Raw genomic sequence first — 26,339 nt, 5'->3', positions numbered from 1 at the left:
TTATTTCTAACCTCTAACCTCTAACCTCTAACCTCTAACCTCTAACCTCTAACCTCTAACCTCTAACCTCTAACCTCTAACCTCTCCAATAGCAGGGTAACGCTCAAAATATAATTTTTTTTATTATCATGTAACAAAATAAATAGTGTATCGTCGTAATTACAAATAGCACTAATAAAGTTATTTTTAGAAACCACTAACCACAACCAAAATGACTCAAAATGAGTTTTTAAATATAGTCATGCCTTTTAAAGATAAAGTGTTTCGTTTAGCAAAACGATTGCTGGTATCTACTGAAGAGGCTGAAGACGCCACCCAAGAGGTGTTGCTGAAACTATGGCGGAATAAAGGTAAGATTAGTGAGTATAAAAATGTAGAGGCATTTTCTATGACGATGACAAAGAATTTTTGTTTTGACAAGTTAAAATCAAAGCAGGCACAAAATTTAAAAATTGTACATAGTAATTATGAGGAAAAAAGTACACCGCTGCAAAAACAAGTAGAACTGAATGATAGCGTGAGTTGGGTTGAACGTATTATTGAAGAGTTACCAGACCAACAACGCATGATAATTCAACTAAGAGATATAGAAGAATACGACTTTGATGAGATTGCTAAAATGCTAGATATGAACAATACAGCTGTGAGAGTAGCCTTGTCTAGAGCGAGAAAAACAATAAGAGAACGATTAACTAATACACATAATTATGGTATTAAATAATATAGAAAATTTACTTGAAAAGTACGAGAACGGGGAAACGAGCCTTAAGGAAGAGCAAGTGTTAAAAAACTATTTTTCTGAAGACAACGTTGCACCACACTTAGAGCACTACAAACCCATGTTTGTGTATTTTTTGGGAAACCAACAAGAACAGTTTACTAAAGACCTGCCATTAAAAACTAAAAAGGTATTTAATTACAAATGGGTATCGGTTGCAGCAGTAGCGGTTATTATGTTGGGGGTTTATTTTACAAATCCATTTGGAGGGTCTCAAAAATGTGAGCCAAACCTAGTTGGTACGTTTTGTGAACCAGAAGAGGCTTTTAACGAGGTTTCTAAACAGTTAGCAATGATTTCGAATCATTTTAATAAAGGTACATCTACCGTTAATTATCTTGATGAGGTTAACAAAGGCGCATCTACCTTAAATTATTTGAATGAAATTGAAAATTCAACAAGTATAATTTTTAAAACGAATTAGTAAAACATTAAAAAATGAGAACTTTAAATACACGTAACACAAATAAGATGAAAACACGATTAATAGTAATTATAATGGCAATTATGTTGTTGCCTTTTACAGGAATGGCACAGAACAATGTATTTGAAAAATACAGTGACGACCCTAATGTAACTTATGTAAACATTAAACCAAAAATGTTTCAGATGTTAGCAAAGCTAAATGTAAATGTGGATGATCCAGAAGCACAAGCTTATATGGATATGGTGAAAAGCATTACTAGTTTTAAAACCATAGTTACTGATAATTCTGCAATTTCAGCAGATATCACAAAATGGGTAAACTCTCGTTCTAGTAAGTTAGAAGAGCTTATGGAAGTTAAAGACGATGGTACCGAAGTGATGTTTTACGTAAAAGAAGGAAGAGATGCAGACCATGTACAGGAATTATTAATTTTTGTTACTGGAATTGACAAAAAAATGGATGAAAAGGTAGAGATTAATGGGAAGTCTCGTAAGATAGAAACTGTAGTGGTATCTATGACTGGGGATATCGATTTAAATGAAATCTCTAAATTGACTCAAAAAATGAATATCCCAGGTGGAAAGCATTTAGAGAAGGATAAATAAGATACTGCAATACTAATCATCATCATCTATCATGAAACGAACAGTTAAATCTTTTTTTATAGCCGCCTTATTGAGTTTTATTTTGGCGGGTTGCAATAGCGAACCAAGTTTACAACGCTATTTTGTAGACCATCAAGAACAACCAAATTTTATATCTCAAGATTTGCCAGTATCTATGGTTAAAATAGATAAAACAAATTTTACTGAAGCGCAGAAAGAAGCTTTTAATTCGGTACGTAGACTAAACTTCTTAGGGTTTAATATTAATGATACTAATCAAGAGGTTTACGCAACTGAGCTAGATAAAGTTAAATCTATACTACAGCAAGATAAATACCAAGACTTGATGGAATTTAGTGATAGAGGTAGAAAGATTTTAGTAAAATATATAGGAGATGATGAAGATGCCGACGAGGTTGTACTTTTTGGAAGCGCAAAAGACATGGGATTTGCAGTAGTTAGAGTTTTAGGAAGTGATATGAGCCCCGAGAAAATGATAGCTCTAGGCGAAGCTTTAAGAACATCAAATGTAGATGAAAGCCAAATGCAGGAGATGCTAGACTTTTTTAAGTAATTAAATTACATAGAACTATTAAAAACAAAAAAGGTTTCCTAGTAAGGAAGCCTTTTTTTGTTTATTTCTATATTGTTTACTTGTACAAGTTAATTGTTTTGCCTCTGCTGATAATAGGTGTAAAATAAGTTGATTAGTATAGCAAAAAACACAAGTGTTAAAATAGTAAGTACTATAAAATTATCTAAAATATCAAGTATGCCAAATACAAAGATGCAAGCAGCCATTAAGCCAGTAAGGAAGAGAGATTGTTTACTACTTAACATAACTATATAATTAAATACCAGTATAATTACCTGGTGTGATTTGTTTTAATTCTACTTTAATTTCGTCTGAGACCTCTAAGGTATCAATAAAATCTGAAATTGAAGATTGATTTATTTTTTCATTGGTTCTGGTTAATCCTTTTAACGCTTCATAAGGATTAGGATAACCTTCTCTTCTTAAAATAGTTTGTATGGCTTCTGCAACTACAGCCCAATTATTTTCTAAATCTTGGGCAAACTTGCTTTCATTTAATAATAGTTTATTTAACCCTTTTAGAGTGGCTTTAAAACCTATAATAGTATGTCCAAAAGGAACACCAACGTTTCTTAAAACGGTACTATCAGTTAAATCTCTTTGCAATCTAGATATTGGTAATTTAGCAGATAAATGCTCGAAAATAGCATTTGCAATGCCCAAGTTACCTTCAGAATTTTCAAAATCAATAGGATTTACTTTATGTGGCATTGCAGAACTCCCAACTTCTCCTTTTTTAATTTTTTGTTTGAAATAGTCCATAGATACGTAGGTCCAAATGTCTCTATCTAAATCAATTAAAATAGTATTTATCCGTTTTAAGTTATCAAACAATGCAGCCATGTGGTCGTAATGTTCAATTTGGGTAGTAGGGAAGGAATGTTGTAAGCCCAATTTTTCTTGTACAAAAGTATCTCCAAACGCTTTCCAGTCTATATTAGGATATGCAACATGGTGCGCATTAAAATTACCAGTAGCACCACCAAATTTGGCAGCACTAGGTATATCGTTTAATAAATTAAATTGTTCTTCTAAACGTACTACAAAAACATCAATTTCTTTACCCAAGCGCGTTGGTGATGCAGGTTGTCCATGGGTTCTTGCTAGCATAGATACCTGTGCCCATTCTTTAACAAGTTCTTTAAGTTTCTTTAAAACATTAAAGTATTCTGGTACATAAACATCGTTCATAGCTTCCTTAATACTTAGTGGAATAGCTGTGTTGTTTATGTCTTGAGATGTTAATCCAAAATGAATAAATTCTTTAAATTCTGATAAGCCTAAAGCATCAAATTTTTCTTTTATAAAATATTCAACAGCCTTTACATCGTGGTTGGTAACACTTTCAATATCTTTAATAACATTAGCATCATTAGATGAAAAATCTTTATAAATAGCTCTTAAATCATCAAACACGTTATGGTCAACATGCTTTAATTGTGGTAAAGGAATTTCACAAAGTGCTATGAAATATTCTATTTCAACTAAAACACGATATTTAATAAGTGCTTCTTCTGAGAAAAATCTACCTAAATCGTTGATTTTATTTCTATAGCGTCCATCAATTGGAGAGATGGCATTGAGTGATGATAAGGACATAGTTGCTTAAAATTTTAAAGCTGCAAAGATAGTTTATTTAGACAGAAGACGGAAGCTTGAAGACTGAAGTTTTCTGTTGCTAGATGTTAGCTGTTTTTTTTAATTTTTTTAAAATATGTCTTGCACGAGCTTTAAATGCAGCACTTTGCAAATGGAAATCGCGTTCTAAGATTATAACTAATTCTGGGTATACCCAATCATATTCTTTTCCTAAAAGAAATAATGTTGTCATAGAGTAGGCTTTAGGTGCTACTTTTTCATCATTAATCATATAATCAAAACAAGTTTCTATAATACGTTCTTTATGATGTGGTTTTAGGTTGCTTTTTATTTTATTTTCCTCTTTAGAAGTATAAGCTATAGCAAGTTTTTCGCAAATTTTAGCAACAGGTCTTACAGAAGAATCTAAGTGTACTGTTTTAATGTTTTTAGTAAATATATCAAGGTAAGGAATAATAGATTCTATAGTATTACTACACATAAATTCTAAAATCCAAGCAGCTTTAGGGGAAATTTTATCATTTACCATAAATAATATATCTAATACTTTAGGGATAAGTTTTGGGTTTGCTATTAATAAATTAGCATAATGTAATCGTTTCTCTCTGGAGTGATTTACATAATTTAATTCTTTATAAAGTTCTGCTGTAGTCAAAAGGATTTCTTATTTTTAAAATCTAATAATTACTTTGATGAAAATAATAAAAAAAATAGGTTTAGTACTTTTAATTTTGTTTGTAATTGCTCAGTTTTTTGGACCTGATAAAAATATTGGGGATGTAGCTTCTATTGCAGCGTTTGAGAAAGAAACAAACCCACCAGAGGATGTAAAGCTTATTTTGAAGAATACATGTTATGACTGTCATAGCGATACAACAAATTACCCATGGTATAACGCAATTACTCCAGTTAATTATTGGTTAAATCATCATATCGAGGAAGGTAAAGAACATTTTAACGTGTCTCAATGGGAAGGCAATTCCTTGAAGCGTAAGGATCATAAATTTGATGAGCTTATCGAAGAAGTTGAAGAAGGTAAAATGCCATTAAATTCTTACACATGGACCCATGGAGATGCAAAGTTAACTGAAGAACAGGTCAAAGCTGTAGTTAATTGGGCTAAACAAGTACGTGTTATGTACGGACTACAATCAAAACCTGAATAAAACCAGAATCTACTCCAACTTTCATAAAAGCTTTTTTGAAGTTAGATGTTTGAATTTAGTGTTTTATGAAGAAAAAATTATTAATTATTGGATACGTGTGGCCAGAGCCCAAAAGTTCTGCAGCAGGAAGTCGTATGTTGCAATTAATTGAAATTTTTCTTTCTGAAAATTACAATATAACCTTCGCTAGTCCATGTGCTAAAACTGAAAACGCTTTTGATTTAAACGCTATTGATATTGTTTCTGCATCCATTAAACTAAATGACTCAAGTTTTGATGAATTTATCAAGGAACTGAATCCCGATGTAGTACTATTTGATCGTTTTATGATGGAAGAACAGTTTGGATGGCGCGTTGCAGAACACTGTCCTGATGCAGTAAGGATATTAGATACTGAAGATTTACATTTTTTACGTAAAGGAAGACATCAAGCTTTTAAGAATAAAAAACCATTTGATAAATTATATTTATTAAATGATATCGCAAAGCGAGAGGTGGCTAGTATATATCGTTGCGATTTAAGTTTAATAATTTCTGAAGTTGAAATGGAAATCCTTCACAATGATTTTAAAGTAGATGCATCGCTTTTATTATATATCCCTTTTATGTTAGATGAAATTTCTAAAGATAGCATAGCACAACTTCCTGAGTTTGATGAACGGCAACATTTTATAACTATTGGTAATTTTTTGCATGAACCTAATTATAATGCGGTACTCTATTTAAAGGAAACTATTTGGCCTTTAATTAGAAAAGAATTACCAAAGGCTGAATTACATGTGTATGGTGCCTACGCTACTGATAAGGTAAAACAATTACATAACGAGACCCAACGATTTTTTATAAAAGGATTTGCAGATGATGTGGAAAAAGTAATGCAAAAAGCTAAGGTGCTTGTGGCACCGATAAGATTTGGAGCAGGTTTAAAAGGAAAACTAATTGATGCGATGCATAATGGTACACCTATAGTTACCACGACAATAGGGGCGGAGGGAATGTTTGGAGATTTAATGCCAAATGGTTTTGTGGAAGATACTCCAGAGGATTTTGCAAATGCCTGCGTTAAACTATATGAAAATAAATCACTATGGAAAGATAAGCAGCTAAACGGATTCGATATTATTAACGCGCGTTTTAATAAAGCGCATATAAAGCCCTATTTTGTAACAATTTTGAACAATACCCTAAGGCAACTTCATGAAAATCGAGCTAATAATTTTACAGGGCAAATGCTTCTGCATCACACGCTTCAAAGCACAAAATATCTCGGTAAGTGGATAGAGGCAAAGAATAAAGCCTAATAGTGTTCTGGCTAAGCTTAAGCTATATTTTGTTATCTTTAGTATCTTAAAAAATGAGCATGAATAAGTGCGTGGCCATATTATTACTATTCTTTGTTATACTTGGTGTTAACGCACAAGTTATAAAGTGGCAAAATACCATTGGTGGAGATTCTATTGAGGTTTTATGGGTAATGGAAAAAACTCATGATGGTAATCTTATTATAGGGGGTACTTCATATTCTGGTATTTCGGGCGATAAAACACAGGAGAATAGACGAATTCCAGATCCTCCTTTATTTAGTGATGAAAGAAAAGGGTATTCAGATTTTTGGATTATGAAAATCAATAAAAGTACAGGTGGGATTCTATGGGAAAAGACCATTGGCGGTGCTTGGTCAGATAGTCTTAGAGATATAAAACAAACTGCAGATGGAGGGTATCTATTGGTGGGAACTAGTGTAGTCACATCAAACTTTGTGTCGGGAGAACGAACTGCTAGCCCTTTGGGAGCGAGTGATATATGGTTGGTAAAGTTGGATGCATATGGTACTGTGGTATGGGATAAAACTCATGGCAGTGCCAAAAGTGATTCAGTGTTAGACATGGTAGAGACGCATGATGGTGGATATTTAATGGTAGGTTCAGTTGTTTCAGGAGGCGCTAGTGGTACTGATATTTTAATAATAAAAATTGACGCATCGGGAAATGAAGAATGGCAAAAATCTATTGTTGGTAATTATAGTGATACGGGGATTTCTGTGGATAAAACAAGCGATAATGGCTTTATAATATTGGCAGAGTCGAATTCAAGTATTTCTAATGATAAAACTGTAGAAAACATTGGGGGAACTGATTTTTGGATTATAAAAATAGACAGTCTAGGTAATATCGTTTGGCAACGTAATATTGGTGGTGCGACAACAGATAGCCCTCGTGAAATTATTGCGACATCCGATGGAAATTTTTTAGCATTAGGAAGATCTGAGTCTAATATGTCAGGCGATAAAACAGAAAACTCTATCTGTAACTCTTCTGATGGTTGGGTGGTTAAAATTGATAATCAAGGCAACATTCTATGGGATAAAACTATAGGAGGAGATAAATATGAATGGTTTGGCGATGTTGTTGAAACCCAAGATGAAGGCTTTTTATTGGGAGGTTCCTCTGTTTCGAATGTTTCAGGATATAAAACAGAAGATTCCAGATTGGATCCAGGCTCAATAGCAAGGTGTTGTATAACAGACTATTGGATTGTGAAATTAGATAAATATGGTAATATTGAGTTTGATAAAACAATTGGAGGTTATGGCAGTGACAGTTTAGAAGCGATGGTACAATTAGATGACGGTAGTTATGTTCTTGGGGGTGATAGTGCGTCCGATATATCTGGAGAAAAAACTGAAAATAGTCAAGGAAGTAATGATTATTGGATAGTTAATATAGATATAGGCAATATTAATAATCCTGTTAATACTGCCCCCACATTTAGTGAGCTTTTGGCTTGTGAAGGTGAGAACGTACAACTTAGCATAGCTGAGGGCACAAGTTACAGTTGGTCTGGACCTAATGGGTTTACAAGTAGTGAGCAAAATCCGTTTATAAATATTTTATCCTTACAAAACGTAGGTGTTTACAATGGCACAACCTATTTTTCAGATGGTTGTATTGAAACAAAAATAATAGACCTTAGCATGCACAACTGTGCGCAAACCAATATACCCCCAGAAATTACTGCAACAGGAGATCAGAGTTATTGTTTAGGAACCTCGATGAGCATAGCCACAGATTTTGATATTGTAGATCCTGATGATACAGGGATTGAAGCCTTTTTTATTCAAATTTCTGAAGGCTACACCTTTGATGAAGATGTTTTACTTTTAACTGGGAATCATCCCAATATTACTCATAGTTGGGATCCTGTACAAGCGAAGCTTTCATTTTTTAGTGCAACAGCCAGCGCAACTATACCGTATACTGATTTAATCGCTGCTGTGAGAGATGTCGTTTATAGTGCTACTCCCAATACGGATAAAGTTGATAAAATATTCTCTTTTACCATTGGCGATGCTAACTTTTTACCCACCACAGGGCATTATTATGAATATATTCCAGATTTTGGAATTACGTGGGCAGAAGCGCGATCTGCAGCAGCCTCTAGAACTTATTTTGGGCTCCAAGGCTATTTAGCAACCATTACGTCTCCTGAAGAAGCACAATTAACTGGAGAACAAGCAGCTGGTGCTGGCTGGATTGGAGGAAATGATGCAGCAACTGAAGGCGTTTGGCAATGGGTAACAGGGCCTGAAGCAGGAACTGTGTTTTGGAATGGAGGCATTAATGGTACTTCTCCAAACTATGCGAATTGGAATACCAGCGAGCCTAATAACTTTGGTGGGAATGAAGATTACGCACATATTACAGCCCCTAATATTGGAACACTAGGATCATGGAATGATTTACCCTTAGCAGGAGATGCAGATCCCTCTAGCGATTTTCATCCTCAAGGTTATATTGTAGAATATGGCGGTATGCCTGGAGATCCAATAGTAAATATTTCTGCGAGTACTAAAATTAGTTTTCCTCGTATAATAAGCCCAGTTGAGCCCACTGTGGTGTGTGGAGCTCAAAGCATTAACCTAGAGGCCACACCTTCCTCAGGGCAAGTACTTTGGTTTGAAAGTATAGATGCTTCTACACCTGTTTTTGTTGGTAATACATTCACAACTCCAGTGATCAATACTGCAAAAAGTTATTTTGCCCTAGCATCTGATAACAGATGTTTAGAAGGGGAACGTATTGAATTTCCGGTGGTAGTAAATCAAGTTCCTGTTGTGGAGCCTGTGGTAACATATAGAAATTGTGACGAAGATGGTAATCTGGATGGATTTACAGATTTTAATTTAAATGAAGTTAATTCGATAATAACAACTGAAGATTTAAATGAACTTAATATTACTTTTCATTTAACAATTACTGAAGCAGAACAAAGGCTTGCTGGTATCGAGGCATTACCTTTTAACAATCGAAAAGCAAATACCATTTATGCAAGGGTTGAGTTTGCTGATACTGAATGTTCCAGTCTAGTCACAATAAACTTGGAAGCATCTACAACATCATTTCCATCAGACTATATTTATGAATTCGAGACATGTGATGTAGATGCAGCTATTGATGGTAAAACAGAGTTTGATTTAACGACAATTTCTGCTAATTTTATAAATCAATTTCCAACAGGTCAAAACCTAAGCGTTCATTATTATTATACAGCAGTAGACGCTCAATTAGAGGAGAATGAAATTACCAATACTTTAAACTACCAAAATCAAACGCCTTTTTCGGAAACCTTGTATGTTAGAGTAGAAAATAATGATAATGGAAACTGTTTTGGAATTGGCCCGCATTTACTTTTAACAGTACACCCAAGACCAGAATTTGAAATAGAACAAAGCGAGATATTTTGTTTAAACGGCAGATTACCAGTAACACTTTTGACTGTAAATGCTAGTAATACAGACTTTACTTATGTATGGAAAGATCCAGACGGTAATACAATAAGTAATTCAAATACAGCGACAGCAATTTCTGAAGGTGTCTATAGTGTCCTTGCAACTTCGCAAGAAAATTGTGAGTCTGAGCAAGTTTTCTATGATCTTAAAATATCTGAAATTTCAAGTATAACTATTGAGGACGTAACCGTAATTGATCTATCAGATAATAATACCATAACCATCGATACTTCTGGTATAGGTATTGGGGACTATGAGTTTGCTTTAGATGATGAGCTAGGAACATATCAAGACGCTCCTGTTTTTCGTAATATTTTAGCTGGAATGCATACCGTTTATGTAAGGGATAAAAACGGTTGCGGTACAGTTGATGTAGAGGTATTTGTAATGGGCTTTCCTAAGTTTTTTACACCAAATGGCGATAGTATCAATGATACCTGGAATATAAGGGGGTTAAGAGATATTTATTTTAAAAACACAACAGTCTTTATTTATAATAGATTTGGTAAGTTGATAAAACAATTTAAACCCGAAAATGGTGGTTGGAATGGTACATTAAATGGACGGTTACTTGCTACGAATGATTATTGGTATGTGGTAAATTTAGTAGATGAAGCTGGGGTTGCACGAACCTACCGGGGGCATTTTAGTTTAATCAGGTAGTCTTTAGTTGTTTTATTGGGAGTGGTCGGGCTTTCCGCTATACCTGCCTGCCGGCAAGCAGGTCTTTTGTTTTTTACCACGAACGTCATTGCGAACGTAGTGAAGCAATCTCCTCATCCAAGGAGATTACTTCGTCGTGCCTCCTCGTAATGACGGCTTGTTTGCCAACACAAAAAAGGATTCCGCTGCAATTCCTAACCTTTAGATTAGCAAACTTATGTTTTAAGTACCAAAGAGATTTATTTCTGGGGAGGTTCGTTTATCGGTCTCGGCTCGTATGTTTACCAAGAATTATTAATTATCTTTAGTAATGCAAGGAAAAAAAACCTATCAAGAAAAGTTGTTTCATAGGTTTAAATTAAGCGATCATGTTCCAAAAACTAACTTTTACCGGCAGTTAAAAGCTGTATTACATTTAGAATTCCTTTATAAGAAACAGCGTCTTTTTATGGTTCTAGTGGGCAACAAAGCATAGATCCTATTGTGTTTTTTAAACTCTGTTTAGTGGGGTATTTAGAGAATATTATAAGCGATAGAAAACTCATAGCCCATTGTAGCATGAGATTAGATATTCTCTATTTTCTAGGTTTTGATATTGATGAGCCACTACCATGGCACTCCACTTTAAGCAGAACCAGACAGCTATTTCCAGAGCATGTTTTTGAAGGTGTGTTTGTTCATGTTTTTCAAAAGTGCGTTAATAAAGGCATGGTAAAAGGCAGCACGCAAGCCATAGATTCTGCCCCTGTAAAAGCCAATGCAAGTATGGAGACATTAGCGTTAAAAGTGCCTGCTCAAGATTTAGACGCCCACTTGGCAGATATTCGCCATATCAGTAATCGAAATAAAGATACTTTTTAAACAGCTAAACAGAATAAATCTTCAAAACCCCAGCAAACCATTACAGCCAATACACAAGAGCTCAATAGTATTACCGCGAGAAACAAGACTTGGAGTAGACAACAAAACCATAGGCCTGGTGCTGCCAACAAAGGGTCTAGATATACCAGTAATAAAACCCATTACAGCCCCACAGATTGACGCCAGAATAAGTGTAAAGCCAGGGAAGGCCAGAAAATTAAATTACAGCAGCCAATTAAGTGTAGATACGGCGCACCATGTTATAACAGACATAAAGGCCTATCATGCCGATGGAAAAGACAACCAGTACTTAGAAGATATTGTAGATAGATTGCATAATCGCCTTTGGCGTTTTGGATTTAAATTTGAACACCTACTGGCCGATACAGGGTATAGCAGTGGAGAGAATTATGCTTACTTAGAGCAAAAAGGTATAAAAAGTTACATTCCACCTGATGGTACTTACAAAGGCGGTCCCGATGGTTTTAATATATCAAATCACAAGACCATTACATATGCCCTAATCAACATATAGTTCCTTTTAAAAAGGTGTTTAGAGATTACCGTACAAACAAACCTTAAAAAAGGAATACCGCATCTCTAGCAAGCTTTGTAAACAATGCTCATTAGCCAGAAGATGCTTGGGAAAAACGGCAAAGGAAAAGAAATTTAGTGTCACTTACTATAGAGATGAATACGAGCGAAATACTGCGAGAATACAATCTGCTAAAGGCAGAGTGATGAAGGCCAAACGGCAAAGTACCGTAGAACCCGTTTTTGGGACGCTTACTCAGTTTATGGGCTTAGGGAAAATAAATACTATAGGGATAAGACAGGCCAATAAAGTCATGCAGTTCTCGGCAATAGCTTATAACCTCAAAAAGTATCTTAAATTCACTCAAAGAAAGGTAAAAAGTGATGCAGGACAAGTGTTTTTGTATGAGTTCTACAGAAGGGGAATTCTAAGCCTCTAGTATCATATAAGCCTTCTAAAATCTGTGTTTTAGATAAGGAAATAAAGCTAGAAGCCCCTTAGAGTTCCTTATTTAAAGGCATTTTTTAGGAAATTATGGCGTTGTGCAACGGTTACCGTTGTTACCAACTGTTTTTTAATTTTTGTATCAAAACTTAAAAGCAATACCTGCATTTAAGGATATAGTATTTTCAAATAAATTTTTCTGATTGGTTTGAATCAATAAATTGTCTTGACCATTCTCTACAAATACTTTTCTAGGAAATAGTAAAAATTTACCTCTTTCACGAAACATTAATCCATTTTTGTTATTTAATGATAAATTAAATGATGTAGAAATTAAAAAGCTAATGCATTTGCTTTTTTCAAAAGCTAGGATTAGACTCGGTTTTAATCGAAAGCCTCTTTGCGAAAGAAATGCATCTACTTTTTCGCTGTTAATTCGCTTTCTATTAATTTTTATGTCTTCTTCAAGATTAAATTGTTCAAGAAAATAATCTAATTTTTGGTGTCCTAAATTAAGTCGTGGAGATATGTATATGGGCCTTCCATCAGGGTTCAAATTAAAATTACCTGCAATAACAAAATCATTGGATGTCGTTCCTGTCTTTGAAATTTTACTCTCGTTGGTATATCCAATCAAAAAATGAGGTTTGACTGTATAAAAAATCGATGTTGTATAACTAACAGAACCTCTATTTATTGCTCCATTATTTTGTTGGATATCAATGATTGAATTGGTGTAGTTTATATTATTGGAAGCTATGTAAAAAGGTGTCCAAGTCAGCCCAATTTCATAGGAAATCTTTTTTAAAAAAGTTATAAGATTATTCGATTGCTTTTTCGCACCCACTTTCGTCGAATAATCAATTGATTGAAACAAAGACTCGGACATTTCATTAGGTGAAATAATAGTATAGTTATTCCAGAAGTTAGGATCATATTTTTTTGTTTCATTTAAGAGAATTTCAGAAAATTGATGCCTTTCTAGGTATGGGATATCAGTTTTGTTAGGTATAATATTGGTTGTTACATATTCACTGGTTAAGTTGAGAAGTTTTCCTCGTTTTTTGAAAGCCGTTGTGTAATATGAATTAGAAAATCGCCATAATTTATCTTCACTTTGCTCGTAGGCTACTGTGAAATTTAAAAATTGCCGATTGAAGTCCAATATCTCAAAATTTGATGTGAGTTTTATATCTGCTTTTACTATTGCAAAGGTCTCTTCTTGAATATATACGTGAGCAGAATTTTTGTTCTTCATTTTAACAAAAACTTTATAAACCTCTTTTCCTTTATGCCTTAATGTATCGACTACCTTGTATCTATAGTCTTCTGGGTTTGACAGAAAAAAATCTCTTCTAGCCACGATGTCAAATCTATGTATGTGATGGCTCCCACCGTGAATTCTATAATTTAAGGTATCTAGAGCATCACTTTCATATTTTCGGAATTCGATTAATTTTATATCTCCTGACCTGTTTTTTTTTGAATAATCTTCTTTAATTGCCTCTATAACGGTTTCTGCAATGTAAATTGGTTTTTCTTTGTTTTTCCAAGTAGTGGTTTCTCTAAAAAAACCTGTGTGCCGTTCGTTGGTTTTTGGGTAGTTGTTTGGAATTGCGTTTATGGCTTTTTTTATAAGCTCTTTTGCATAATCTTTTGCAACTATGATAACTTCATTTAGCTGAGTAATATCTTCGGTTAAAGTTATCGTTCGATAACTATCTTTCAAAGTTATTTTTTCTGTGTTGTAACCTAATGCAGATATAATCAAACGTTTATTTTTGTTCTTTATATTTACAACCAATTTGAATACACCAATATCATTTGAAATCGTTCCTATATTGGTGTTTTCTATTCGGATATGGACGAAAGGTATTGGCTCATTATTAGGATTTACAATTTTTCCAGAAATAGTAGATTGTGCCAAAATATATTGAAAAGAGAATAGAAATAATAAGGTTGTTGGAATCGATTTGTATGAAAATTTTAGAGATTTTGAATTACACATTGAAAATTTTGTTTCTAACGTTTTTTTGAATAGTTGGTAACGGTTAGATATGGTCGCGTTTTAATGGGCTATATCGTTCGATAAACGAAGTTATCGTTTTTTTCTGACAAAGTCAATATTATTAAAAGAACTTAAAACCCGTTAATAACTCCTAATAACTCGCTTTTTTAATAGTTACTAAAATTTCTACTTTGCATTTCGAAATAGCCTAATAAATAAGTGAAAGTCTGTATTGCCGAAAAACCAAGTGTTGCTAGAGAAATTGCTGCTGTATTAGGCGCAAGTACTAAGCGTGATGGTTATTTTGAAGGTAATGGTTATGCCGTAACCTATACTTTTGGGCATTTATGTACACTTAAAGAACCTGTAGATTATAAGTCTTATTGGAAAAGTTGGGATTTAAATAATTTACCCATGCTCCCCGAAAAGTTTGAAACCAAAGTGTCATCCAATACAGGGATTCAAAAGCAGTTTAACATTGTAAAAAATTTGTTTAAAAATGCTGAGCTTATTATAAATTGCGGGGATGCAGGGCAGGAGGGAGAACTTATACAGCGTTGGGTAATGAATGAAGCCAAGTATAAGGGCGAAGTAAAACGTTTATGGATTTCATCATTAACTACAGAAGCTATAAAAGAAGGTTTTAATAACCTAAAACCAGCCTCAGATTACGATAATTTATACTACGCTGGGTTTTCCAGAGCTATTGGCGACTGGTTGTTGGGCATAAACGCCACAAGATTGTATACTGTAAAGCATGGTGGTTACAAACAAGTATTGTCAGTTGGGCGTGTGCAAACACCAACTCTGGCTATGGTGGTAAATCGTTTTAAAGCTATTGAAAACTTTAAACCACAACCATATTGGGAACTACAAACCTTGTACAGGGAAACTTTATTTAGCTATGAAGAAGGTCGTTTTTTAAAAAAGGAAGATGGAGAAGCCTTAGCAAATGAGGTAAAAGAAAGTGATTTTGAAATTAAATCTATCACTAAAAAGAAGGGGAAAGAATATGCACCAAAGCTTTTTGATTTAACAGGCTTACAGGTATATTGCAATACAAAGTTTGGATTTTCAGCAGATGAAACTCTAAAAATTGTACAAGCTCTGTATGAACGTAAAGTAGTGACTTATCCCAGAGTAGATACTACATTTTTACCAACAGATATTTACCCAAAAGTACCAACAATATTAAAAAAGCTAACAAATTACGTACAATTAACACAACCAATTCTTGGAAAGAAAATAAAGAAATCTACACGGGTTTTTAATGATAAAAAAGTAACGGATCATCATGCCATTATACCCACAGGGTTGCAAACCACATTACAGTATAATCAACAACAGGTATATGATATTATTGTAAAACGCTTTATTGCTGTGTTTTATGATGATTGTATAGTGGCCAATACAACGGTGTTGGGAAGTGCTGCAGCCGTTGTGTTTAAAACCACAGGAAAAGAAATTTTAGAAAAAGGCTGGCGTGTTGTTTTTGAAAATCCTAATAAAAAAGAGAAGGAATCAGGTATTTTACCAACTTTTGAAAAAGGAGAAAAGGGACCACACGAACCAACATTTTTAGAAAAGCAAACCAAGCCACCCAATCAGTTTACAGAAGCTTCGTTGTTAAGGGCTATGGAAACGGCAGGTAAACAAGTAGATGATGAAGCGTTGCGAGATGTAATGAAAGAGAATGGTATAGGTAGGCCGTCTACTCGAGCAAATATTATTGAAACCTTGTTTAAACGAAAGTATATTAAGCGTAATAAAAAACAAGTGTTACCTACGGAAACAGGTATTCAACTGATTGAAACTATTACTAATGATTTATTAAAATCTGCTGAACTCACAGGAAAATGGGAAAAGCAATTAAAAGATATTGAAAAGGGAGAATACAGTGCCGGAGCGTTTATAAAGAATATGAAACGTATGGTAGATGCTTTAGTGTATCAAGTGCGAAGTGAAGCTAAACGAGCAAATATTTCTTATACCACAAATCAAAAAAATAGAGAGGCTAAAGCTAAGGCTAAAACAAAAAAAGGAATAACAACAGAACACTGCCCTAAATGCAAAACTGGAACTGTTATTAAGGGAAAATCTGCCTATGGCTGCAGTGCTTATAAAGATGGTTGTAATTTTGTAATGCCTTTTAAATTTAAAGGAAAGAAAATTTCAGAGAAACAATTTATAAGGCTAATTCAAAAAGGAGCTACAGTAAACTTAAAAGGATTTAAGGTAGACAAAAATACAGTTGAAGGTTTGGTGCGTTTTGATGATGATTATACATTAAAATTAGAAACCAAAACGGTAAAAAAGGCTAAGAGCGCTGATACTTCATTTTGTCCGAAATGTAAAACTGGAACTATTATAAAAGGTAAAACGGCTTATGGCTGTTCTAACTATAAATTGGGGTGTGATTTTAAAGTCTCTTTTGATATAATAAGAAACAATACAAATGGGAAACAATTAACGAAAGAACTAGTTTATAGTATTTTAGTCGATAATTCTTGAAAGCTTTAGTATCAAACTTTATATTATGATATTATATTTTAGTTATTTAGTGATATCATAAATTATTATTCCAAGTCCATGAATACTGATTACATTTTAAATTTTACGCCTACTGGAATGATTCCAACAAAGGACATGACACCACATGTGCCGGTATCAGTTTCTGAAATTGTTGAGGATGTTCATGAGGCAACGGAAATTGGTATTACAATGGTACATCTTCATTCTAGAGATGCAATTACTGGTAACCCTACCTATAAAAAAGAGATTTACGCAAAAATTGTTGAAGGTATCAGAAAATATGCTCCAGAACTAGTTGTTTGTTTATCTCTTAGCGGAAGGGATTTTGGAGCGTTAGAGCAACGCAGCGACCCATTATTACTTGATGGTAATTTAAAACCTGATATGGGAAGCTTAACCCTAAGTTCATTAAACTTTAATAAAACAGCTAGTATAAATGCGCCAGATATGATAGCTAATTTGGCTGCCATTATGAAAGAAAAGGGAATTGTACCAGAACTTGAGGCTTTTGATATTGGTATGATTAATTATGCAAAATATTTAATAAAGAAAAACTTAATAGAGCCTCCTTTTTATTTTAATTTATTGTTTGGTAATATAGCTTGTTCTCAAGCTAATTTATTGCATTCAGGCGTTATGATTAATGATTTACCTGAGCAGTCGTATTGGAGTTTGGCAGGTATAGGTAATGAGCAGTTAAAAATGAATTCTTTGTCTTTGGCCTTTGGCGGAGGAGTGCGTGTGGGACTTGAAGATAATATTTGGTATGATACTGCCAGAACAAGATTAGCGACCAATTTAGATTTGTTAAAGCGTGTGCAAATAATAGCTAGTGCTAATGGTAGAAAGGTAATGCAACCTAAAGCGTTTAGAAAAATAATGAATATGAATTCTGGTTCATCTAAATATGGAAGAGATTTTAAAAATGGATAAGCAACCCAACAAGACATCTTTATTTCGTCGTTACAGAGATATAATAAATAATGGACTCTTCTTATTTGGTGTTAGAAATAAACTAGCTAGTATAGGGTTGAATTTTAATCCTTACTACTGGGTTGAAGAGGAAGTTAGTTTTTGTGAAGAGCCAAAAATTAAAGATGACGTTGATAAGTATTTAGTTGAGTTTTTGAGTGTTGATGAGTTCAAATCACTTAGCATATTACATTCTGTAGACGATCGTGAGAAAATGATCAAAGGTTTTGAAAAGGGACAGTTGTGTGTAGGCTTAAAATGTGATAATGAAGTGGCAGCATATACTTTTGTTGAGCCTAATGATTTTGAGTATAGAGGTAGAGCATTCAAATTAAAACCAAATGAGGTCTATTTATTTAATATGTGGACATTCCATAAATATAGGGGGAGAGGACTTGCTCCTTACTTAAGGTGGCAAACATACAGGTTACTAGAGGAAGAAGGAATGGATGTTAAATACAGTATTACTAATTATTTTAATAAATCGTCAATAAAATTTAAAAATAAGCTTAATACTGTTAATCATAAGCTGTATTTAGGCATTGTACTGTTTAAAAAATTTCGTTGGAATTTCACTTTAAAACATTACAAAAGAATTTAAATTTAGAGTTAAAGGTATTATATATAAGTAAATCTAGTATTATAGTTGGATATGTACACTCAAACTAATAGTTCTCAAAATTTTATCATTTACAAGCCTTATGGCTTCTTAAGCCAGTTTACAAGTAATGATTCTAAACAACAATCTAAACGATTTCTAGGGGAGCTGCATGAATTTCCGGAAAGTATTATGGCTATTGGTAGGTTAGATGAAAAATCGGAAGGTTTACTATTGCTTACTACTGATGGCAAAATGAGCGATTATATTAACAGCCAAAAAGTAGATAAGGAATATTATGCTTTGGTTGATGGTGCTATTTCGAAAGAAGCTGTAGAACAATTACAGAATGGTGTAGAAATAGGTTTTGATGGTAAAAAATACCATACTAAACCTTGTAAGGTATTTAGAATAGAAGATATTCCAAATCTACCTGCGCGTTCTAAAAAAATTAGGGATGCACGACATGGTCCAGTATCTTGGATATCTATAACTTTAAATGAAGGGAAATTTAGGCAAGTAAGAAAAATGACATCTGCTGTTGGATTTCCTACGTTACGATTAGTTCGTATTAGGGTTGGTAATATTCAATTGGGAGATATGAAAGTTGGTAATGTAAAAGCCGTTGATGTTCTTAATGTTTAACTTAATACATTTATAAATGCCAGAACCGCGTTAGCGATAGTAGTGGTTAGCTTTTGGCGAGGCGAGCATCGAGCCAAAACTAGTAACGGATAGCGCGACCCTTGGGTAACGCCCAAAGTATTAATTTAATCTTCTAATTTTTTGAGTTCTTTGTAATTGTGTTTTAGTCTTCTTAATAATATACCATAAAGTAAATAATAGATGGCAAAAATGATGCCTAAAAATAGAACTGTTATTAAGAGAATTACTAAAATAACTACAATATATTCGGTTAAACCTGTGGCTTCGTTAAAAGCGTCTATTCCTCCTTGTAATTGTGTATAGCCAATGAAACTAGCTACTGCAAAAAATACACCTCCAAAAAATAAATTAAATATAATATAATACCGGACGCATTTTCTTGTTCTTAGAATATTTTGCATTAACACCTTGGCACTATCAGTTGCACTAATTTTTTTATAATTCGTGTAGAAAAGATAAATGAAGTAAAGTGCTACAGGAAATACTAAGTAAGAGAAGATATCTAACCATTTAGGGTATTCAATTTTATTTTCAAATGTTGGATTTAAAATGATTAGTATAAGTCCAAGACTTAATTCAATTAAACTGATATAATATATCCATTTAACAATAGAAGATGATTTTTTAAGTACCATCTTATAAATTTCGTCGTACGAAAGTTTAGGGTAGTTGCTCTCGCTTTTGTTCCAATCTTTCTTTAATAAATCTAGTCCATCCATAGGTTTACGGATTTAATATTTTTCTTAGTTTAGTTTTAGTTCTATTCATTTTCACTCGCGCATTCACTTCGCTAATACCAAGTGTTTCACTTATTTCTCTGTAATCCTTGTCCTCTAAATACAAAAAAATAAGCGCTTTTTCAATATCGTTTAGTTTATGTACTGCCTTATACATTAACTTTAATTGTTCTTCCTCGGTGTCATCATATTCCTCGGCTTTCATTTTAAACGCTACACCCTCAAAATCTTGAGTAGAAATACGACGTTTAGACTTTCTATACAACGTAATTGCTGTATTTAATCCAACACGGTACATCCAAGTACTAAACTTAGCATCACCACGAAACTTTGGGTAGGCTTTCCAAAGTTGAATGGTTATTTCTTGAAATAAGTCATTGTGCGCATCATAATTATTAGTGTATAATCTACACACTTTATGTATGATGTTTTGATGCTTTTCTAATAATTCAACAAATTTATGTTCCAGTTCTGTATTCAAATATTTTGATGGTTTAGTTGTACTATTAGTAGCTTTTAATTTTGATTTGTTACACTATCATCTTAATTTTTGAAAGATACAATTCATCTTTAAAAAATTACAGTTCGGTTACTATCAATTTTTAAATGAAATCTTCTGACGCAATTTTGCACCAGCAATCTTATTACATTGATACTTATGAAAACGTTTCTATCTATTCTATTACTATGTGTTGTATTTCCATTTTATGGGCAAACTAACATAAGTGGTACGGTAACCAATTCGAAAAAAGAACCTATTGTAGGTGCAAATGTATATTTAGAAGGAACTTATGATGGTGGTACTACCAATGAAAAAGGAGAGTTTTTATTTTCTACATCAGAAACAGGAACCCAAACACTAGTTGTTTCTTTTTTATCTTATGAAACTTATACAATGGTAGGCGATATATCATATATGAAAAGCATAGCTATTAAACTTAAGGATGATGTAAATACTTTAGATGCTGTTATTTTGTCAGCTGGTACATTTTCGGCTGGGGATAATAGTAAAGTAAATGTTTTAAAACCTTTAGATGTTGTTACTACAGCTAGTGCATTAGGCGATTTTGTTGGTGCTTTACAAACATTACCAGGAACTACTACAGTGGCTGAAGATGGTCGTTTGTTTGTTCGTGGTGGTAATGCAAACGAGACTCAAATTTTTATTGATGGTATTCGTGTATTTACACCATATACACCAACTACTAATAATGCGCCAACCCGCGGGCGCTATTCGCCATTTTTATTTGATGGTATTACATTTTCAACTGGAGGCTATTCTGCAGAGTATGGTCAAGCTTTATCCAGTGTGCTACTTTTAAATACTATTGATGAACCAGACCAAGAGAAAACAGATATTGGCATTATGAGTGTAGGTGCTACTTTAGGAAATACCCAAAAGTGGAAGAAAAGCTCAATTAGTGTAAATGCGTCTTATATTAATTTAGCACCTTATAATGCTATTTTTCCTAATAGAAATGATTTTATTAAGCCTTTTGGAACAGCTTCAGGAGAAGCGGTTTACAGAAGAAAAACAAACAAAGGTTTGTTTAAACTTTATGGTGCTTTTGATACAAGTAGTTTTGAGTTAACACAAGAGGATATTAACCTACCAGATGGACAATACATAAAGCTAAATAATAATAACTTTTACTTAAATGGATCGTATAGTGGTGTAATTAATGATACTTGGAGTATGCAAACCGGATTTAGTTTTACAAATGCGAAAAACAAATTGAATTTTGGGGACAGAGCTATTAGAGATACTGAAAAATCAGTGCATTCTAAATTGAAATTCAAGAACAGAATTAGTAACCGATTGAAACTATATTTTGGTGCGGAATATTTTAAAACCGATTTTGAAGAGGAGTATAATGACGATTTTATTGATAACGTTCAATATGGATTTAACAATAATATAGCAGCGGCATTTGCAGAAGCAGATATATTTATATCTAAAAACTTAGCTTTTAAAACTGGGTTAAGAGCAGAATATAGTGAGTTGTTTAGTGATTTTACTTTATCGCCAAGAGCAACAATGGCATATAAAATATCAGATAAAAATCAGTTGTCTTTGGCTTATGGAGATTTTTATCAAAGCCCAGATAGTAATGTGTTGAAATTCCATCAAAATTTTGAACCTGCAAATGCTAAACATTATATTTTGAGCTATCAATATAATGCTGATAAAAAAATATTTAGAGCAGAAGCTTATTACAAAGACTATAATAGTTTAGCAAAGTTTGATGGTGTTTTTCCAAGTTTTGATAGTAACTTTAGTAGTACAGGATCGGGATTTGCAAGAGGTGTTGATTTTTTCTGGAGGGATAGTAAAAGCATAAAGAATTTAGATTACTGGTTGAGTTATTCGTTTTTAGACACCAAACGTAATGATGGTAACTTTCCAGAACTTGCGCAGTCTAATTTTGCTAACACGCATAACTTTTCAGCTGTAACTAAGTATTGGATTGACGATTGGAGAAGCCAAGTAGGGTTGAGTTATGCACATGCATCAGGAAGAACTTATACAAATCCAAATAGACCAGGGTTTTTAAACGAAAAAACAAAATCTTTTAATAGTTTAAGTGTGAATTGGGCCTATTTAATAAGTCCACAAAAAATACTGTATGCCTCAGTAAATAATGTTTTAGGTTTTAAAAATATAAACGGTTATCAGTATGCCAATACACCTGACATGAATGGTAATTTTAATCGTCGTGCCTTACGTCCGGCTTTAGATCAATTCTTTTTCGTAGGATTCTTTTGGACTATTAGTGAAGACAAAACCAGTAATCAGTTGGATAATTTATAAAGAATCATGTTTAAGAGTAGAATGTAAAACTATTAGCAATTCATAGCAATAATAAACCTTTGTTTATTTTGGCTTATGCTTTTTCTAATTTAAATATTGTTATTTCTGGTCTTACGTTAAACCTTACTTGCCATAAATGCCCAATAGCTCTGTTTATATAAAGTGTTCTGCCATCCTGTAAGTCTATCTCTCCTTGTGAATAGGTTTTGTTTTTTACAGGTAGGATGGGAGCACTCAAAAATGGGGGTTTGCACTGTCCGCCGTGAGTATGTCCGGATAAAATCCAGCCTTTATATCCATTCCAAATATCTAAATCACATACATCAGGATTATGACAAAGTAAAATATTGGCTTTAGACTTATTATATTTTTTCATTACTTTTTCAGGCTTAAAGTTTAAACCCCAATAATCATCAAGTCCAATAATGTTTAAGCCTTTAAAATCAGCTTGTGTGTTTTTTAGTATGTGTATTCCAGCATTAGCTAATTGAGAAGTAATTTTATCTGCAACTCCTTGTTCTTGCCAGTTTAAACCATAGTCATGATTTCCAAGAACACCAGTAGTAGCTATTGTTCCTTTAACAAAATACTTTAAAACTTCATCTAATTGGTTAAACTGCTCTTTATTTTCATAGTTTACAAAGTCGCCAGTGTAAACAACGTAATCAGGCTTGTATTCTTGGGCTTTTTTAAAAGAGTCTATGATATAACTATAATCAAACCGATTCCCAATATGGATATCACTAATTTGCATTAAAGTTTTTCCAACAAGGCTATCTGGTAAGTTAGTAATAGGCATTTTCTTTTTAACAAATTCCAACCAAAACGGTTCAATTTGCCATGTATAAAAACCTATGGGAAGTCCAACCCCTATAGCTCCCCAAAAAAAGCGTTTAATAAATTTTCTTCTTCTCATTTAAGCAGTTAACGTTTTTTAGCAAAGTTTGCCGAATAGTCAACTAAATTAGATGAAAATATTTATAAAATCAAGAATTAGATCTTTTAGCCTAAGTATATTACGTTTAAGCTTTTAAATTTCTAATTCGCTCCAAAAGTGTAGGGTGTGAGTAATGCATAAATACATACGCAGGATGTGGTGTTAAATTGCTTAAGCTATTTTTAGATAGCTTTTTTAGAGAAGTAATTAAAGGTTCAGCCTTGTACGTGTTTTTAGCATAATCGTCTGCTTGATACTCAAACTTTCTAGAAAAAACATTCATAATTAATCCTGTAATTTCAGAAATCGGAGCATACAGGAGTCCGAAAGCAATTAATCCAATATGAAAACTAGGAATATCAACACCTAACGCTTGGGATAGTATAGGTTTAGAAATGAAAAGTGATAGAATAAAAAGAGTAAACCCGGTTAATAAAATAGATGCAAACAGGTTAAAAATAATATGTTTCTTTTTATAATGCCCTACTTCGTGCGCTAAAACCGCAACTATCTCCTCATCATCTAAATCGTTAATTAAAGTATCGTATAGCGTCACTCGCTTTTCACTCCCAAACCCAGAAAAATAGGCATTTGCTTTTGTACTACGCTTAGAACCATCAATTACAAAAATTTTGTCTAATTTAAAACCAACTGTTTTGGCATAGGTCGAAATTTTATCACGTAAACTACCTTCCTCCAAAGGCGATTGTTTATTGAATAATGGTACTATAAGTTTAGAATAAAACATATTCATAAACAATGTAAATGCAGCAACTAATCCCCAAGCATATAACCAAAAATATGCACCAGTTACTTGATAAAACCAGATAATTAAAGCTAGAATGCCTCCGCCAATGAAGGACATCATTAACCAACCTTTAATTTTATCTAAAATGAATGTTTTAATTGTGGTTTTATTAAAACCAAATTTTTCTTCAATAACAAAGGTGCTGTAATATGAAAACGGTGTTGTTAAAATATCACTCCCAATCATAATAATTCCAAAGAAAATTAAAGCAATAACGATACTGTTGCTACTATAATCTCTAGCTATATTATCAATAAATTCAAAGCCATCAAGAAATAGAAAACCTAATGTGAGTATTAAAGAAAATGCTGATGTTATAATTCCGAATTTATATGTAGCCGCCTTATAGTTTTGAGATTTTTTATATTCAGCATCATCATACACATCTTGTAAATCTTTAGGCAGCTTATCGTTAAAATGTTTAGCATTTAATGAGTCTAGAACTTTATCAATTATGAAGTTGATGATTATAATTCCTATTATAATATAGAATATGGTGTTTGCTGTCATTCTTTCTTATTTAAAAATTTGTCACACTGAGCGCAGTCGAAGTGCTTAAACAATCCATTTTTATAGTGTTTTCATAACATTAAGTAAACGGGAATTGTTTCATAAATTAATCACGTTTCAGATATTTATAATGTGTTGCATTTCTACATTCAGCTAAAATTTGCAACATATCAAAATTACCATTAATAAGAGTTTCTTTTTTAGCCCTAGTCCATTTTTTTATTTTCTTTTCAAAATAGATCACTTGTAAAACATTATTAAACGTTTCGTAAAATTTGATTTCAATTGGTCTTCTTTTATAGGTGTAACAATCTTTAAATTTTCCATATATATGCTCATTTACCCTTTTTTCTAGATTATTAGTTATACCAGTGTAGTATGAACCATCTGAACATTTTAATATATAAACGAAATAAGAATACATTTTATAATTTAAGAGTCTTCGACTGCGCTCAGACTGACATTTGGTTTTACTTAAAATCTCGTTGTCTTTTGGCCTCAAAAATAAGAATTCCAGCAGCAACAGAAACATTCATAGAATCAATCTCTCCTTGCATGGGAATAATGATATTTTGGGCGGAGCTACCAAGCCATTCATCAGTTAAACCTGTAGCCTCTGTACCCACAACAATAGCTGTTGGTTTGGTAAAATTTTGTGTGTGATAATCCACAGAAGCTTGTAATGCTGCACAATATATATTAATGTTTTTTGAGTGTAAAAAATCAATAATTTCTTGTGTACTGCCAGTAGCAATAGTACTAGTAAATATACATCCAACACTAGAGCGAATAATATTGGGGTTATATAAATCTGTTTTTGGGTTAGCAATAATTACTGCATCTACATTAGCAGCATCAGCAGTTCTTAAAAGTGCACCTATATTTCCAGGTTTTTCAGGAGCTTCAGCTACTAAAATTAAAGGGTTTTTGGTAAGAAATTTTAAATTCTCTAGTGTATTTACTTTAGTTTTTGCTACAGCTAAAACACCTTCGGTCGTGTCACGATATGCCAATTTTTTATAGACATCCTTAGAAATTTCAATAATATTAACCTCATGGTTTATTAAACCGCTTAATTGCTCTACAGTACACAAATCAGGGTAAAACAAAACGGTTTCTAGCTTGTAATTGCCTTTGATAGCTAAAGCAATCTCACGCTTGCCTTCAATTAAGAAAGTGCCCGTTTTTTTACGTTCTCTTGACTTATCTCGTAGTTGTACAAGTTGTCGAATAAATTGGTTTTGTATGCTGGTTATTGTTGTTGTAGGCAAACCTTTACTAGCTTTGTTTGTGCAAA

Annotated in this window: 21 protein-coding genes and 1 pseudogene; 13 read left to right on the top strand and 9 right to left on the bottom strand. The window is 33.1% G+C overall.

The features are described from left to right. The first annotated feature begins 211 nt into the window (after positions 1–211). The 4 genes from EYD46_RS09620 to EYD46_RS09605 are packed head-to-tail and all read left to right on the top strand — an operon-like array spanning position 212 to position 2,384. Complete coding sequence (locus EYD46_RS09620) at positions 212–721, top strand: RNA polymerase sigma factor (RefSeq protein ID WP_130936878.1); 510 nt, start codon at positions 212–214, stop codon at positions 719–721. Continuing rightward, positions 708–1,202 carry a hypothetical protein gene (locus EYD46_RS09615; RefSeq protein ID WP_130936877.1) on the top strand — a complete coding sequence of 165 codons (495 nt, stop codon included), beginning with the start codon at positions 708–710 and terminating at the stop codon, positions 1,200–1,202. The genes EYD46_RS09620 and EYD46_RS09615 overlap by 14 nt, the downstream gene beginning before the upstream one ends. A 14-nt stretch (positions 1,203–1,216) precedes the next feature. Further along, on the top strand, positions 1,217–1,810 hold the full coding sequence (locus EYD46_RS09610; RefSeq protein ID WP_229731346.1) for a DUF4252 domain-containing protein: 594 nt from the start codon (positions 1,217–1,219) through the stop codon (positions 1,808–1,810). Positions 1,811–1,841: 31 nt separating this feature from the next. Then, positions 1,842–2,384: a DUF4252 domain-containing protein gene (locus EYD46_RS09605; protein WP_130936876.1), complete on the top strand. Its 543-nt coding sequence runs from the start codon at positions 1,842–1,844 to the stop codon at positions 2,382–2,384. Between the two features lie 276 nt (positions 2,385–2,660). On the opposite strand, the gene purB is transcribed toward EYD46_RS09605, so the two are convergent. Both purB and EYD46_RS09595 read right to left on the bottom strand, forming a co-directional pair. Beyond that, complete coding sequence (purB, locus tag EYD46_RS09600; RefSeq protein ID WP_130936875.1) at positions 2,661–4,004, bottom strand: adenylosuccinate lyase; 1,344 nt, start codon at positions 4,002–4,004, stop codon at positions 2,661–2,663. Positions 4,005–4,083: 79 nt separating this feature from the next. Next, positions 4,084–4,659, bottom strand: coding sequence for an adenylosuccinate lyase (locus EYD46_RS09595; RefSeq protein ID WP_130936874.1), 576 nt, complete (start codon positions 4,657–4,659; stop codon positions 4,084–4,086). A gap of 37 nt (positions 4,660–4,696) precedes the next feature. On the opposite strand from EYD46_RS09595, the gene EYD46_RS09590 reads away from it, so the two are divergent. The 4 genes and pseudogenes from EYD46_RS09590 to EYD46_RS18165 form a co-directional block, all read left to right on the top strand. Then, complete coding sequence (locus EYD46_RS09590; protein ID WP_130936873.1) at positions 4,697–5,170, top strand: heme-binding domain-containing protein; 474 nt, start codon at positions 4,697–4,699, stop codon at positions 5,168–5,170. A gap of 65 nt (positions 5,171–5,235) precedes the next feature. Next, complete coding sequence (locus EYD46_RS09585; RefSeq protein WP_130936872.1) at positions 5,236–6,471, top strand: glycosyltransferase; 1,236 nt, start codon at positions 5,236–5,238, stop codon at positions 6,469–6,471. A gap of 59 nt (positions 6,472–6,530) precedes the next feature. After that, on the top strand, positions 6,531–10,622 hold the full coding sequence (locus EYD46_RS09580) for a T9SS type B sorting domain-containing protein (protein ID WP_165454367.1): 4,092 nt from the start codon (positions 6,531–6,533) through the stop codon (positions 10,620–10,622). Between the two features lie 310 nt (positions 10,623–10,932). Beyond that, positions 10,933–12,406, top strand: a pseudogene (locus EYD46_RS18165) (IS1182 family transposase); the annotation flags it as partial. A gap of 198 nt (positions 12,407–12,604) precedes the next feature. On the opposite strand, the gene EYD46_RS09560 reads toward EYD46_RS18165, so the two are convergent. Next, positions 12,605–14,470, bottom strand: coding sequence for a carboxypeptidase-like regulatory domain-containing protein (locus EYD46_RS09560; protein WP_130936867.1), 1,866 nt, complete (start codon positions 14,468–14,470; stop codon positions 12,605–12,607). A gap of 219 nt (positions 14,471–14,689) precedes the next feature. On the opposite strand from EYD46_RS09560, the gene EYD46_RS09555 reads away from it, so the two are divergent. The 4 genes from EYD46_RS09555 to EYD46_RS09540 all read left to right on the top strand — a co-directional run bounded on the left by EYD46_RS09555 (position 14,690) and on the right by EYD46_RS09540 (position 19,217). Next, on the top strand, positions 14,690–16,981 hold the full coding sequence (locus EYD46_RS09555) for a type IA DNA topoisomerase (RefSeq protein WP_130936866.1): 2,292 nt from the start codon (positions 14,690–14,692) through the stop codon (positions 16,979–16,981). A gap of 78 nt (positions 16,982–17,059) precedes the next feature. Beyond that, positions 17,060–17,935 (top strand): BKACE family enzyme, encoded by an 876-nt coding sequence (locus EYD46_RS09550; RefSeq protein WP_130936865.1) that lies wholly within the window; start codon positions 17,060–17,062, stop codon positions 17,933–17,935. Further along, complete coding sequence (locus tag EYD46_RS09545; RefSeq protein WP_130936864.1) at positions 17,910–18,575, top strand: GNAT family N-acetyltransferase; 666 nt, start codon at positions 17,910–17,912, stop codon at positions 18,573–18,575. Before EYD46_RS09550 ends, EYD46_RS09545 begins: the two co-directional genes overlap by 26 nt. 51 nt (positions 18,576–18,626) lie before the next feature. After that, positions 18,627–19,217, top strand: a complete 591-nt coding sequence (locus EYD46_RS09540; RefSeq protein WP_130936863.1) for a pseudouridine synthase — start codon at positions 18,627–18,629, stop codon at positions 19,215–19,217. A 125-nt stretch (positions 19,218–19,342) separates the two neighbouring features. Here EYD46_RS09540 and EYD46_RS09535 read toward each other — a convergent pair whose 3' ends face one another. Together EYD46_RS09535 and EYD46_RS09530 are read right to left on the bottom strand one after the other, a co-directional pair. Continuing rightward, complete coding sequence (locus tag EYD46_RS09535) at positions 19,343–19,957, bottom strand: hypothetical protein (RefSeq protein ID WP_130936862.1); 615 nt, start codon at positions 19,955–19,957, stop codon at positions 19,343–19,345. A gap of 4 nt (positions 19,958–19,961) precedes the next feature. Continuing rightward, complete coding sequence (locus EYD46_RS09530; RefSeq protein ID WP_130936861.1) at positions 19,962–20,456, bottom strand: RNA polymerase sigma factor; 495 nt, start codon at positions 20,454–20,456, stop codon at positions 19,962–19,964. Between the two features lie 177 nt (positions 20,457–20,633). Between EYD46_RS09530 and EYD46_RS09525 the strand changes: the two genes are divergently transcribed. Beyond that, positions 20,634–22,787, top strand: coding sequence for a TonB-dependent receptor (locus tag EYD46_RS09525; RefSeq protein WP_130936860.1), 2,154 nt, complete (start codon positions 20,634–20,636; stop codon positions 22,785–22,787). 73 nt (positions 22,788–22,860) lie between these two features. Here the strand turns inward: EYD46_RS09525 and EYD46_RS09520 are convergent, their stop codons facing one another. From EYD46_RS09520 to EYD46_RS09505, 4 genes are all read right to left on the bottom strand, one after another. Further along, complete coding sequence (locus tag EYD46_RS09520) at positions 22,861–23,703, bottom strand: metallophosphoesterase (protein WP_130936859.1); 843 nt, start codon at positions 23,701–23,703, stop codon at positions 22,861–22,863. A gap of 106 nt (positions 23,704–23,809) precedes the next feature. Beyond that, positions 23,810–25,042 (bottom strand): M48 family metallopeptidase, encoded by a 1,233-nt coding sequence (locus tag EYD46_RS09515; RefSeq protein ID WP_130936858.1) that lies wholly within the window; start codon positions 25,040–25,042, stop codon positions 23,810–23,812. A gap of 106 nt (positions 25,043–25,148) precedes the next feature. Next, on the bottom strand, positions 25,149–25,466 hold the full coding sequence (locus EYD46_RS09510; protein WP_130936857.1) for a GIY-YIG nuclease family protein: 318 nt from the start codon (positions 25,464–25,466) through the stop codon (positions 25,149–25,151). Positions 25,467–25,512: 46 nt separating this feature from the next. Beyond that, complete coding sequence (locus EYD46_RS09505) at positions 25,513–26,313, bottom strand: TrmH family RNA methyltransferase (RefSeq protein ID WP_130936856.1); 801 nt, start codon at positions 26,311–26,313, stop codon at positions 25,513–25,515. Positions 26,314–26,339 lie beyond the last annotated feature (26 nt).

It is taken from the genome of Hyunsoonleella pacifica, assembly GCF_004310335.1.
Classification (GTDB): domain Bacteria; phylum Bacteroidota; class Bacteroidia; order Flavobacteriales; family Flavobacteriaceae; genus Jejuia; species Jejuia pacifica.
Note: the sequence above shows the minus strand (reverse complement) of the source record. Positions and strands in the feature narration are given on the sequence as shown.

Bases quoted from the DNA above. Each gene is read 5' to 3' on its own strand.
- EYD46_RS09620 (WP_130936878.1), top strand. From the start codon at position 212: ATGACTCAAAATGAGTTTTTAAATATAGTCATGCCTTTTAAAGATAAA.
- EYD46_RS09615 (WP_130936877.1), top strand. From the start codon at position 708: ATGGTATTAAATAATATAGAAAATTTACTTGAAAAGTACGAGAACGGG.
- EYD46_RS09610 (WP_229731346.1), top strand. From the start codon at position 1,217: ATGAGAACTTTAAATACACGTAACACAAATAAGATGAAAACACGATTA.
- EYD46_RS09605 (WP_130936876.1), top strand. From the start codon at position 1,842: ATGAAACGAACAGTTAAATCTTTTTTTATAGCCGCCTTATTGAGTTTT.
- purB (WP_130936875.1), bottom strand. From the start codon at position 4,004: ATGTCCTTATCATCACTCAATGCCATCTCTCCAATTGATGGACGCTAT.
- EYD46_RS09590 (WP_130936873.1), top strand. From the start codon at position 4,697: ATGAAAATAATAAAAAAAATAGGTTTAGTACTTTTAATTTTGTTTGTA.
- EYD46_RS09585 (WP_130936872.1), top strand. From the start codon at position 5,236: ATGAAGAAAAAATTATTAATTATTGGATACGTGTGGCCAGAGCCCAAA.
- EYD46_RS09580 (WP_165454367.1), top strand. From the start codon at position 6,531: ATGAATAAGTGCGTGGCCATATTATTACTATTCTTTGTTATACTTGGT.
- EYD46_RS09560 (WP_130936867.1), bottom strand. From the start codon at position 14,470: ATGTGTAATTCAAAATCTCTAAAATTTTCATACAAATCGATTCCAACA.
- EYD46_RS09550 (WP_130936865.1), top strand. From the start codon at position 17,060: ATGAATACTGATTACATTTTAAATTTTACGCCTACTGGAATGATTCCA.
- EYD46_RS09545 (WP_130936864.1), top strand. From the start codon at position 17,910: ATGGAAGAGATTTTAAAAATGGATAAGCAACCCAACAAGACATCTTTA.
- EYD46_RS09540 (WP_130936863.1), top strand. From the start codon at position 18,627: ATGTACACTCAAACTAATAGTTCTCAAAATTTTATCATTTACAAGCCT.
- EYD46_RS09535 (WP_130936862.1), bottom strand. From the start codon at position 19,957: ATGGATGGACTAGATTTATTAAAGAAAGATTGGAACAAAAGCGAGAGC.
- EYD46_RS09525 (WP_130936860.1), top strand. From the start codon at position 20,634: ATGAAAACGTTTCTATCTATTCTATTACTATGTGTTGTATTTCCATTT.
- EYD46_RS09520 (WP_130936859.1), bottom strand. From the start codon at position 23,703: ATGAGAAGAAGAAAATTTATTAAACGCTTTTTTTGGGGAGCTATAGGG.
- EYD46_RS09515 (WP_130936858.1), bottom strand. From the start codon at position 25,042: ATGACAGCAAACACCATATTCTATATTATAATAGGAATTATAATCATC.
- EYD46_RS09510 (WP_130936857.1), bottom strand. From the start codon at position 25,466: ATGTATTCTTATTTCGTTTATATATTAAAATGTTCAGATGGTTCATAC.